Origin of the sequence: Methylophaga sp. UBA1464 (genome assembly GCF_002325665.1) — a bacterium.
In the GTDB taxonomy this organism is placed as follows: Bacteria; Pseudomonadota; Gammaproteobacteria; order Nitrosococcales; family Methylophagaceae; genus Methylophaga.
On record NZ_DCSO01000096.1, the window covers coordinates 22395 to 34360 of the forward strand.

The 11966-nt window shown below is 45.8% G+C and carries 13 protein-coding genes; 4 read left to right on the forward strand and 9 right to left on the reverse strand.

From position 1 onward, the window contains the following. Positions 1-2281 (reverse strand): RNA polymerase-associated protein RapA (rapA, locus tag B3O33_RS13165; protein WP_292363798.1); only part of this gene is annotated, 2281 nt, incomplete at its 3' end. Positions 2282-2392: 111 nt separating this feature from the next. Between rapA and B3O33_RS13170 the strand changes: the two genes are divergently transcribed. Further along, entirely contained in the window at positions 2393-2968 is a 576-nt protein-coding gene (locus tag B3O33_RS13170; protein ID WP_292359512.1) for a YigZ family protein, read from the forward strand. On the opposite strand, the gene B3O33_RS13175 is transcribed toward B3O33_RS13170, so the two are convergent. The 7 genes from B3O33_RS13175 to B3O33_RS13205 all read right to left on the reverse strand — a co-directional run bounded on the left by B3O33_RS13175 (position 2961) and on the right by B3O33_RS13205 (position 7398). Continuing rightward, positions 2961-3494 (reverse strand): class I SAM-dependent methyltransferase, encoded by a 534-nt coding sequence (locus tag B3O33_RS13175; RefSeq protein WP_292359514.1) that lies wholly within the window; start codon positions 3492-3494, stop codon positions 2961-2963. The genes B3O33_RS13170 and B3O33_RS13175 overlap by 8 nt on opposite strands. A 107-nt stretch (positions 3495-3601) precedes the next feature. Further along, on the reverse strand, positions 3602-4324 hold the full coding sequence (locus B3O33_RS13180) for a DUF445 domain-containing protein (protein ID WP_292359516.1): 723 nt from the start codon (positions 4322-4324) through the stop codon (positions 3602-3604). A 10-nt stretch (positions 4325-4334) separates the two neighbouring features. After that, positions 4335-4619: a hypothetical protein gene (locus B3O33_RS13185; RefSeq protein ID WP_014707111.1), complete on the reverse strand. Its 285-nt coding sequence runs from the start codon at positions 4617-4619 to the stop codon at positions 4335-4337. A gap of 22 nt (positions 4620-4641) precedes the next feature. Further along, complete coding sequence (locus tag B3O33_RS13190) at positions 4642-5934, reverse strand: M18 family aminopeptidase (RefSeq protein WP_292359517.1); 1293 nt, start codon at positions 5932-5934, stop codon at positions 4642-4644. A gap of 85 nt (positions 5935-6019) precedes the next feature. After that, the gene (locus B3O33_RS13195; protein ID WP_292359519.1) at positions 6020-6502 is read right to left on the reverse strand and encodes a hypothetical protein; all 483 of its coding nucleotides are present in this window, start codon (positions 6500-6502) and stop codon (positions 6020-6022) included. A gap of 7 nt (positions 6503-6509) precedes the next feature. Continuing rightward, on the reverse strand, positions 6510-6935 hold the full coding sequence (locus tag B3O33_RS13200; protein ID WP_292359521.1) for a hypothetical protein: 426 nt from the start codon (positions 6933-6935) through the stop codon (positions 6510-6512). After that, positions 6925-7398, reverse strand: a complete 474-nt coding sequence (locus tag B3O33_RS13205; protein ID WP_292359523.1) for a YcgN family cysteine cluster protein — start codon at positions 7396-7398, stop codon at positions 6925-6927. The genes B3O33_RS13200 and B3O33_RS13205 overlap by 11 nt, the downstream gene beginning before the upstream one ends. On the opposite strand from B3O33_RS13205, the gene B3O33_RS13210 reads away from it, so the two are divergent. The 3 genes from B3O33_RS13210 (at position 7397) to B3O33_RS13220 (ending at position 10858) form a co-directional block, all read left to right on the forward strand. Then, a complete protein-coding gene (locus tag B3O33_RS13210; RefSeq protein WP_292359525.1) occupies positions 7397-7876 on the forward strand; it encodes a DUF6231 family protein in 480 nt (159 codons plus the stop codon). The two genes, B3O33_RS13205 and B3O33_RS13210, sit on opposite strands and share 2 nt — an antisense overlap. 145 nt (positions 7877-8021) lie before the next feature. Beyond that, a complete protein-coding gene (gene ppk1, locus B3O33_RS13215; RefSeq protein WP_292359527.1) occupies positions 8022-10103 on the forward strand; it encodes a polyphosphate kinase 1 in 2082 nt (693 codons plus the stop codon). 2 nt (positions 10104-10105) lie between these two features. After that, positions 10106-10858 carry a ParA family protein gene (locus B3O33_RS13220; protein ID WP_292359529.1) on the forward strand — a complete coding sequence of 251 codons (753 nt, stop codon included), beginning with the start codon at positions 10106-10108 and terminating at the stop codon, positions 10856-10858. On the opposite strand, the gene rlmKL is transcribed toward B3O33_RS13220, so the two are convergent. Continuing rightward, the coding region (gene rlmKL, locus B3O33_RS13225; RefSeq protein ID WP_292363799.1) for a bifunctional 23S rRNA (guanine(2069)-N(7))-methyltransferase RlmK/23S rRNA (guanine(2445)-N(2))-methyltransferase RlmL at positions 10850-11966 on the reverse strand (1117 nt) is incomplete at its 5' end. The genes B3O33_RS13220 and rlmKL overlap by 9 nt on opposite strands.

Below are 11966 nucleotides of genomic sequence, written 5' to 3' on the forward strand. Positions count from 1 at the left end.
TTAAAAAAGCCATATCTTCACGTGATAACGCTCTGGCACGCTGATAGGTTGCCGTTAACCCATCTTCAGGCAAATCAATTTCATCACTGCGCAGCTCATCACCGCGTTGCAGAATAATGCTGTCAGCACTATGCGCCTGCTGTTCAATACCATAGGCATCAAAGAAATCATCCATAAAAGCCGCCAGTTCCAATGGACTGCTGGCTTCTTCAACCTGCATCAGAATCTCTTTTGCAGCGGATTCATCAAAGGAGTTCAGCGTCAGTAAACGATCCCGGCCCTGGCTGAGATTTTCCCGCAATTGCTGCTCTGCTTGCCGGGTATCATCAAGCAATCTGGCAAAGGCTTTTTTATCTGCAGGGTCACGCAAACACTTTTCCAACTGTTCAGCAAATTGTTCACGTAATGCTGAACCCGTTTTACAGACCGATTCAAAGGCATTCAAGCCTTGGTGATACCATTCGAGCAGCAGTTGCTGAGCGGTATCCTGATAATAAGGCACCACGATATTTACCGTATTGCGTTGACCAATACGATCCAAACGACCAATACGCTGTTCCAGCAAATCCGGATTCAGTGGCAGATCAAATAACACCAGGTAGGAACAGAATTGGAAATTCCGTCCTTCGCTGCCGATTTCAGAGCAAATAAGGATCTGTGCGCCTTCTTCGTCATCCGCAAAGAATGCAGCAGCCCGATCACGATTGATCAGGGTCATGTGTTCATGGAACACGCTGCTGCGTATTCCATGTTGTAACCGCAAATGCAATTCCAGCTGCTGAGCGGTTTCAGCATTGGCAGTAATTAATAAGGTTTTTTCACCTCGGTGTTCTTTAAGCCAGTTCACCAGCCAGTCGACTCTTGGGTCTAACGTCAGCCAGTTTTCACCTAATAGAATTTCGGGTTGCAACAATTCGGTTAGATTGTTGCCTGTTTGAAATAAATAATGCTTGGTAGGCACTAGGGCATGTGCAGTTAATTGGCGCTCAGGGAAACCTTTAACTGTCTCGCGGGTATTACGGAATAAAATCCTCCCGGTACCGAATTGATCAACAAATTGCTGTTTTGCCTGTTCGCGTGCAGATTCAAACTGCTCTGCGTCAGCCAGTCCGTCCAGCAGCGTATCATCCAGATAATTTTTTAATTCTGTTTTCAGGTTGTTTTTAGCGGCAAATTCAGCGGCTGATTCAATCGCCATCAGTTGATCCAGCAACTGACTGATCTGCTGATATTTCTGCTGTTCTTCACGAAACTGTGTCAAATCATAATAACGATCCGGATCCAGCAAGCGCAGACGGGCAAAATGACTGTCCATGCCCAGTTGCTCAGGGGTAGCTGTTAATAACAAAACTGAGGCAATCTGCGCGGCCAGTTTTTCAACCAGCTGATACCCCTCACTACTGTGATCTGCATGCCACTGCAAATGATGGGCTTCATCCACTACCAACATATCCCAGCTCACATGCAATACATCCTGTTGCATTTCGGGATGGGTTTCCAGCGTCTGTAAATCAGTTAACACCAGCTGCGCGCTATCAAAGGCATTACCTTCATCCAACTCAACCAGGGCCTCATAGCGCTCGGCATCAATCACCGTAAAGGCCAGATTAAAACGCCGCAGCATTTCCACCAGCCATTGATGCACCAAAGCAGAAGGAACAATAACCAATACCCGGCTGGCCCGTCCCTGCATGATTTGCTGGTGCATAATCATGCCTGCTTCGATGGTTTTACCCAGACCGACTTCATCGGCCAGTAATACCCGGGTTGAAATACGGTGTGTCATCTGTGAAGCAATATAAAACTGATGGGGCAGACATTGCACACGGCCCCCCAACAGACCAAATACGGGTGATTGATGTAACCGATGAAAATATTGATGGGTTCGGAGTCTTAGCTGAAATTTGCGATTTTTGTCTATCTGCCCGGCAAACAGACGATCGGTTGCCTGGCTGAATTGTACAAAGCTGTCCAGATCCATTTCATGGATACTGATCGCTTCTCCCTCAGCGGTTTCGCCCTGATAAATCACACAACCATTTAACGGATGTTTTTCGCTGATAGTAAATTGCTGTCCCTGACGGGTTTTAATCTGTTCGCCCACTGGGTAGTCGACCCGGCTTAACGGTGCATTATTCGCCGCATAACTTCGTTGTTCATCGGCAGCCGGAAAGGCGATTTCAATTCGTCTGCCGCTGACTTCGGTAATGATACCCAGACCTAATTCGGCCTCGCTGTTGCTGACCCAACGTTGACCTACTGCAAAACTTAATTCTGACAAACTGTATTACCCGATTTATTAAGATGAATTTGGACATTGCCCCGCCTGGCCTGCGAGCAAAAGATGGCAATATGGTAAATTGTCAGGCTGTATTTTCCTATAGTAAATAAGATGTCCAACCAGTTTTTTGTTGTTCGTACGCCGGCCAGTGTCGAATCTGAAATAAAAAAATCACGTTTTATTGGTGTCGCCATGTCCTGTGACAATGAGCAATCTGCCTTAAAGCAACTCAGGCAGTTAGCCGCGCAACACCCTTCGGCAAATCATTTGGCCTTTGCCTGGCGAATAAGAGCGCCCGAAGGATTTATCACTGAACGATTTTTTGATGCGGGTGAACCCTCCGGCACCGCAGGAAGGCCAATTCTGGCACCGTTACAAGGTGAAGACTTAATTAATACCGTGGTAGCGGTGATTCGTTATTTTGGCGGCGTTAAATTAGGCACAGGCGGTTTAACCCGTGCCTATGGCAATGCCGCCAAACAAGCCATTGATGCGGCCGGAAAATTACCTTGGGTTGAAATGGCGGGGTTAAGTCTGCAGATAGATTACAGTCAGCTGCAAATGCTGGAATATCAACTGAAACAGATCCATGGTCGCATCCTCGACCAACAATTTACCGATACGGTCAGTGTCGTAATCGAATTACCAGCAGAACATCTGGCCGCTATTCGCGAACAATTCAGTTAGTAAAGCTTATTAATCGCTGATTTATTTCAACTGCACTGAAGGCAAATTGTTTTTGAATGAAATTCAAACTGTCGCGATGATAGAAAAAAACATGAGTGATATCGTTTTTGTAATGCCACCTGGCAAAATCAATGCTGTTATCTAACAGTTGAGTCATGCAAAACAATTTTCCACCAGGATTTAACAACGATTTAAGCCGGGCAAATTCCACCGCCGGTTGATGGAAATGCTCAATAACTTCGCAGCAGATAATAAAATCATATTGTTCGGATAACACGCTGATATTCGGATGGAAAACCGGGTCATAAAGCTTTGTTTGATAGCCTTTTTCGGTGATGATTTTGCTGATGACGGGCCCAGGACCTGCACCAAAATCCAAACCAATTTTGTCCGGTAGTATTTGGCTTAGGATGGCCTCAGTGATTGGGGAAACAAACTGCTGATAACGCGGATCGTTCACATCATTTTCATGGGTCAGATACAGTGCTTTTTCGCTTTCGCGATCCGGCAGATGCTGATTGTCCATCTGTACTGCATGACATTCACTGCATTGCCAGTAATCATATCCGCGCCAATGGTGATAAAACGACACTGGCGCGGCACATAAGCGGCAATTATTCTCGATCCAGGAGTTCACAACGGTAAAAAGCTGGTCATCAATCCTATTAAGCCACCAAATACGCCCCCCCATACGACCAGCCAGCCCAGATGCTGACGGATTAAATCCTGAACCATCTGTTTGACCATCTGCGGTGTCAGTTCATCCAGTCGACTATGAACGATAGTGTATATCTGACGGTATAAATCATCACTGACCGGCCCACTGCTCAGTTTTTCTCGCAGATGCTGCTGAAAATGTTCGCTGTGCGCAATATCGTTGAGCGACTGCTGCATTTTACGAACAAAAGGTTCTTTCAATGGTTTAAGGGCTTTGGCGCCACCCACCATCGACAACATGCTGCCAAACGAGGATTCCATAATGGTGGCCACCAGATTGTCAAACACGGGATCCAGATCGGTTTGATCAATGATTTCTGAAAAATCCAGTTTATTTTCGCGTTTATCATCAAGCATTTGGCTGACAAAGCGATCCAGGCTTTGCTGATTGAAGAACTGTTCCATGACCAGTTTTTCGATGGCAACACGAAATTCATTAAAGCGTGCCGCAATAACACCCGAACCATATAGCCCAGGCACTTTTTCAAACAACATATGAATGGCCAGCCAGTTGGTTATACCACCGGCCAGGGCAAACATACCTGTGGCCAACACTGGATCACGCCAGGGCGTATCAAGCAATAACCCGACGCTAACCAATGCAGCAGCGCAGAGATTAGTCAATAAACTCTTATTCATAGGCAGCTATTTAATCTTTGGTCCAGCGTGTTAACGCCTCAATAATTTGCTGCGCCTGGTCACGACTAGAAATATTAAATTTTGAACGTTGACCGTATTCGCCATTGCGTTTTTGATAACGGCGGATGGTGTATTTATCCGGACCAAATTCACCTGTTTTACGATCCAGATCCTGATAGCGAAACATTACTGTCGCCCAGGCACCTTTGGTAAGAACGACTTTATCCAGCTCTTTTACCGTAGTGACATCGCCTTCCTGATAGGTCACCGTTAATTCATCAACTGTTTCTGACATAGTGTATGTATTCCTTTGATTATTAATTGAAAAATTGTTTTAGTGCGTTATATAAATGCCAGGTATCCAGGCTGCCAGCGAGTTCACGAATTGAATGCATGGCAAATGTGGGTACACCAATATCCAGGGTCTTCACCCCTAGGTTACTGGCCGTTATAGGCCCAATCGTACTGCCACAGGCCATATCCGTACGCACCACAAAATCCTGCACCGGCACATCTGCCAGTTCACAAATCTGTCTGAACCGTGCACTGGTTTCACTGTTGGTGGCATAACGCTGATTGGCATTGGTTTTAATAACCGGGCCTTTATTCAAAATTGGCCCATGTTGCGCGTCATGCCGGTCAGCATAGTTGGGATGTATTCCATGTGCATTATCAGCAGAAATCAATAAAGACTGTTGAAGCATACGTTGGAAGCTTTCATTATCCAGAGCTAAACGTTGCAGAACTGCAGGGAGAAATGTGCCCTGGGCGCCACTGGTTGAAACACTGCCAACTTCTTCATGATCGGTGCACACCAACAGAGTAGCTTTATCGGCAGTACCGGTCAGTAAAGCCTGCAAGCCAATATAACAACTGAGTAAATTATCCAGCCGTGCCGCACTGATAAAATCTTCATTGAGCCCCACCAATGCAGCTGGTTGAGTGTCATAAAAGCAGATCTCATAATCCAGAACTTTGCCAATAGCCATATCACCATGTTCGGATCGAAGTTGCTGCTCCATTAAAGCACGAAAATCAGGTTTATCACCCTCTTCACTCTGCAGCAATATCGGTGGCAGATGCAGCTGTGGATTAATACTGCGATTCTGGTTCACTTCCCGATCCAGATGAATCGCCAGACTTGGAATAACCGCCACCGGTTTTTTGAAATTGATCAAACTATGGCGTAATTGATTTTCGGCATCGACATAACTGACCCGGCCGGCCATGGATAGGTCACGATCAAACCAGGGGTTTAACAGTGCACCACCATAAACTTCCACTCCAAGTTGCCAGAATGAATGACGTACTGTTCCCGGTTGCGGTTTAACTTTTAAACACGGACTATCGGTATGCGCTCCCACCATTTGAAAACCTGCTTCGGCAATAGCCTGTGCAGGCAGGTTAAAGGCAATCAATGAAGAATCGTTACGGGTGACGAAATAACGACCGGCGGGTAATTTCCCCCAGCTGTCCTTTTCATCAAGCAACTTGTAACCAGCTGATTTTAAAGCCGACTGCATATTTTCCACTGCGTGAAACGGTGTGGGTGACGCATCAATAAAATCGAGTAAACCTCGATTGAGATCTTGGGGAGAAATGTTACTCATGATGAATTCCGGAGTCTGCAACGTGGCGATATGTTAACGATTTTGGCGCAATCAATGTGACAAATTATCTGAGTAGTTTCAATCTTCAATCACTTGACCACGATAGATACGTTTTTTTTTTGCTTTTTTTCGACGGTATTTTTTGACTGGGTTCGACAACTGATTTAGCTGGTTTCGGCGATAGATCCTTTGGTTCCTGTTCAACAATCAAATGCCCGCGATACATTCGCGTCGGTTTCGCAACTGTTTGTGAAAGTTTCGTTTCAGTGGGCGCCTGACGGCGCAATCCCAGTGCGGCAAAAATATCAGCCTGATCTTCGATATTGGCCCGTTCACTCAATGGCATTCTGAGGGTACTGTTAAAACTGGTTCGTTCTATCAATAACCTTGGCAACAAATTAGCGACGGCTAAGCCTTTGACTGAACCAAACGCCATGGCTTCAATACGACCGTTTTCAAAAATAATATGACAGGCTTTGTTGTCTGCAGTGGTTAAAAATAAGGTGCCGCTTTTTTGCTCGTTACACAGCGTCAGCAATCGGTTCAGAATTTCCGTTGTCTCAAGCATAAGTCCCTCATTCTGTATCGTCCTCAGTTTTAGAACGAATAACGCGCCGGGCATTTCCGCCATGCAGGCGACAACGATCGGCCAAAGCACCTAATGACCAGGCTTCCGGTTGGCGTATCGCCACTGAACGTTTGCACTTTTTGCCACCCGGCAGACGTGCGCCACATGGCGGACGATAACGTTTAATCTTTTCCCATCCTTCCAGCGTTTGCGTCGCTTTACGAATCACTTTGACTTCGCGTGGTGACAGGCTGTTTTGATCGACTGGACGCGTTTTTTCATCGGTTTGACGCCACCAGTAACGGACTACCGGTAATGGCAATCCGAAACGTCGGGCCAAATCATCTGGTTTTCGGTAAATTTCCATTTCAAGCAGCGTCAATGCAGCTTGTTCAAGGCGGGCGGTAAATTCGCGACTTTGCTCAGGTGTCATGTGGATAAACGGGGGGCTGCAGCGCAATGACCTCTTCGGTTAAATCAATATCATCGGATTCACTGATGGCAATATGTCTTACGGAGACACCTGCATCAATCACACTCTGAGGATCACCGGTAATCAAAGGGTGCCATTCCGGCAGGGGCTCGCCTTCTGCAAGTAAACGATAGGCACAGGTATCGGGTAACCAGTCAAAGAAATGTGCCTGCTCGACGCTGAGCTGAATACAGTCTGGCACCGTCTTCTGGCGATTAGCATAATCCTTACAGCGGCAAGTTGAAACATCCAGCAGTTCACAGGCTACCCGTGTGTAATACATGCGTCCATCAGAATCATCTTCCAGTTTATGCAGACAGCAACGTCCGCAGCCATCACACAAGCTTTCCCACTCGGTATGTGTCATCTGACCCAGTCGTTTGTGTTTCCAGAACTCGGTAGATGTTTTATGCTGGTTAGTCATGAATCAATCAGTCTTATTGTCTTCGCTGCTCAGCACGCTGATACAGCAATTTGAACCGCAATCAATATTGGTTGCGGGAGATGTTGCCAGGCTATGCCTGAACGATTGCCAAGATACCAGATCACAGGCTCTGACAACACCATTTGAACAATCGCAATTACAGCAAATTCATAGTGTGGATCTGGCCGTTATCAGTGATCTGACTGAAACCTTACCATTGCAGGCAGGGCAACAATGGCTGGGATATTTACGCAATTTACATGCGCCGCATATCATTTTGATTGCCGATCCTGCGCAAGCACAACAACAGGGCTGGCAGTTCCGTGATTATCTGGCCATGGGGTTGCATCATATCGCTGGTACTAACGATGGATTACAGGTATTCAGTTATGCCATCGAAAATTACCAGCCCAAACGTGACTGGCTGAACAGTCGTTTCTGGGCAAATCCGGAAAACTATGACAAATATCGGTGGTAAGCTGTCATCAGATTGTCATCAAACCGTTCTAACGTGCTGTAAGGTTTGTTTTTGTCATCCAAACTTCATTTGAAAACCGCACTAAAATATACAATAAGTCTAACGTTCATTAACCTCTTAAATTTAAGCCATCAAAATGGAAAACATGGAAACACAAATTGATCTGAACAGCTCCGAGCTTTACCTGAATCGTGAGCTGAGTTTGCTGGAGTTCAACTGGCGTGTCTTGCAGCAGGCACTGGATCCCAGTGTGCCATTACTGGAAAGGCTGAATTATTTGTGTATTTCCAGTACGAATCTGGATGAATTTTTTGAAGTCCGCGTAGCTGGCTTAATTCAACAGATTGAAATTGGTGATCCTTACCTTGAAGCCGATCAAATCAGTGCTCAGGAAGCATTGAGATTAATCAGTTTACGTGCCCATGAGTTGGTAGATGAACAATACTCGGTACTCAATAATGAGTTGTTGCCTTTATTGGAACAGGAAGGCATTAAAGTACTGCCAAGACCGATGTGGACAGCCGAACACAGTGCCTGGCTGGAACAGTATTTTCGCGATGAAATCCAGCCGATTCTCAGTCCAATCGGGCTGGACTCATCTCACCCCTTCCCGAGATTACTCAATAAGAGTTTGAACTTTATTGTATCCATGGATGGAAAAGATGCCTTTGGGCGCAGTATTGGCTATGCCATTTTACAGGCACCACGGGCTTTACCTCGTGTGATTCAGTTGCCTGATGAGTTATGTGAACCGGGCCAATATCACTTTGTGTTTTTATCATCAATCATTCATGCATTTGCCGATGATTTGTTTTTCGGCATGAAAATTAAAGGCTGCTATCAATTTCGGGTAACACGGAACAGTGACCTGGCCATTGACACTGAAGAAACCAGCGATTTGCTGGCGACTATTGCTGATGAGTTGACCCATCGAAATTATGGTGACGAAGTACGTCTGGAAATTGCGCATAATTGCCCTGAAGAAATGGTTAACTTTTTACGTGACCAATGTGCAATGCAACAGGAAAACGTTTATCTGGTGAATGGCCCGGTGAATTTAAGCCGTTTGCAAACCTTGCATTCAATGGTGGAACGGTCTGATCTCAAATTCAAACCATTTACTCAGGGACGTCCGACTGGACTGACTTCGGATGCGGATATTTTTGATTTATTAAAACAGAAAGATGTATTACTACATCATCCCTATCAGTCATTCACACCGGTTATTGATCTCATTAAACAAGCTGCAGCAGACTCCAGTGTGCTGGCAATAAAACAAACCTTATACCGGACCGGGGCCATTTCGCCGATTGTGGATGCCCTGGTTGCAGCGGCTCACGCTGGTAAGGAAGTTACCGTAGTTATTGAATTACGAGCCCGTTTCGATGAAGCAGCGAACGTTGCATTGGCGTCCAAACTTCAGCAGGCGGGAGCCCATGTTGTGTATGGCATTGTAGGCTATAAAACACATGCCAAGATGCTGCTGATTTTACGTCGTGAAAACAATAAATTACGTCGTTATGTGCATTTGGGAACCGGTAACTATCACCGTAATACTTCAAGAATTTACACCGACTATGGTTTGTTGACCTCAGACAAGCAGATCGGTGAAGACGTCAATAACCTGTTTATTCAACTGACCAGCCTTGGCAAAATCCCCAAAATGCATAAATTGATGCATGCTCCTTTCAATCTGCATCAGGGGTTACTGGACAAAATTGATCGGGAAATAGCGCACGCTGAAGCTGGTAAAGCAGCCCATATCATTATCAAGGTCAATGCCGTGGTTGAACCGGAAATGATTCAGGCGTTGTATCGCGCTTCTATTGCCGGTGTTAAGGTTGATTTGATTGTCCGCGGCATCTGTACCCTGAAACCCGGTGTTGAAGGTATATCAGACAATATTCAGGTACGCGGCATCATTGGTCGGTTTCTGGAACATACGCGGGTGTTTTATTTCGAGAATGCCGGAGACATTGAAGTCTGGGCTGGCAGTGCCGATCTGATGAAACGTAATTTGTTACGTCGTGTGGAAACCTGTTTCCCCATTGAATCCAAACGACTGCAAAAACGTATTATTGCTGATCTGAATTTGTATCTCGCTGACAATACACAGGCGTGGATCTTATCTGCCGATGGTCGCTATCAGCGTGCTGCACGCAAAGAAGGCGATGAAATGATCAGTGCCCAGACAGCGCTGCTCGAAGAGTTGGCAAAAACCATTTAATCATGCAAATCATCGCATTTTTTAATTTGAAAGGTGGCGTGGGTAAAACGACCTCAGCGGTTAATATTGCCTGGCAGGCTGCAAATGAGGGAATCCCTACCTTACTCTGGGATCTTGACCCGCAGGGAGCTGCCAGCTGGTTACTGCAACGTAAAAGCAAGTCTAAAGCAGAACCCAAAAAACTGCTGTCGGGTAAAACTGCCATTGGTGAGTTAGTTAAAAATACCGATTATCCATCACTGGATATCATTCCCGCCGACTTTTCATTTCGGCAAATGGATTTGGATTTGGCAAAAACCGGGGATAATAAAAATCAACTGGCCAAACTGTTAGCACCATTTGGTGAAAGCTATTCGTTAATCGTGCTGGATTGTCCACCCAGCTTTTCGGAACTGACTGAGCAAATGTTTGCGGCAGCTGAAGCGATTTATGTGCCGATTATCCCCAGCCATTTATCAATGCGTACATTTGAACAAACCCGAGATTTTTTTAAAGATAACAATCTCAGACCCAAACGATTACACGCCTTTTTTACCATGGCAGATCGTCGCCGCAGTCTGCATCGCGTGATGCTGGCTCATCCACCAAAGATGTTAAAGCATGGCTTGCAAACAGCCATCCCCTACGCCGCCGTGGTAGAAAAAATGGGTGATATGAGAGCACCATTAGCCACATTTGCGGCAAACTCAGCCGTCAACAAAGCCTACCAGGCGTTGTGGCAGGAAATTAAACTCACACTCGACAGTTCAAGCTGATTTCTGTATTCGCCAGCAATAATGAATTTTTGAATTACGTTCAAAATCAATTGGTAATGTGGCCTTGCTAATGTCCTTTATATCCAGACCTTTTAATGCTTCGGCATCCAGTTTGAAGTCACGGCGATTGGTAGAAAAGAAAATCTCCCCACCTGGATTCAACATCCCGGCGATTTTATGCAGCATATCGATATAGTCACGCTGAATATCAAAGACCCCTTCCATTTTGTTGGAGTTGGAAAAGGTAGGCGGATCAACAAAAATTAAATCGAAGCGTAAATCCTGTGTTGCAGGCTCGTTTAACCAGGCCAGTACATCAGCACGGATAAACTGATGTTGTTCACCAACAAGGTTATTCAACTGCATATTATCTTTGGCCCAACCCAGATAGGTATTGGACATATCAACCGTGGTGGTGGATTTTGCCCCGCCTGCAGCAGCATAAACCGTCGCGCTACCGGTATATGCAAACAGATTTAAAAAAGCCTTGCCTCTGCTTGTTTCAGCCAGCATCTGCCGGGTAATACGGTGATCCAGGAACAAGCCGGTATCCAGATAATCGGTCAGATTAATCCAGAATCGCAGATCATTTTCCCGTACTTCAAAACGCTGGCGTAATGCCGCCTGTGATTCATATTGGTTTGAGCCACGCTGTTTCTGACGTAGCTTCAATGCGACCTTATCATTGCTCACCCCCAAAACGACCGGAATAATCTGCATCACTTCATCCAGACGTTCACTGGCTTTGAGCGGATCAATATCGGCTGGCGGAGCATATTCCTGCACATGGACATAGTCACCATAGATATCAATGGCCACGGCATAATCCGGCAAATCAGCATCGTAGACACGATAGCAATCCAGATGATTTTTACGTGCCCATTTCGCCAGATGGCGAACATTCTTTTTCAATCGATTGGCAAACATTTCTGCTTGCGGGGAAATCTTTTCAACCACAGATGATTTAACAACAGGCTTTGGTTTGGTCTTTGATGTTTTATCCCAGGGTGAAGGAGAAGCAGTCATTTCCTGCTGCACGGGTTTGGCATCACGGCGTAATGGTTTAGGGGCACGGTATGACAACACTTCACAGGCAATCGGCCCGTTA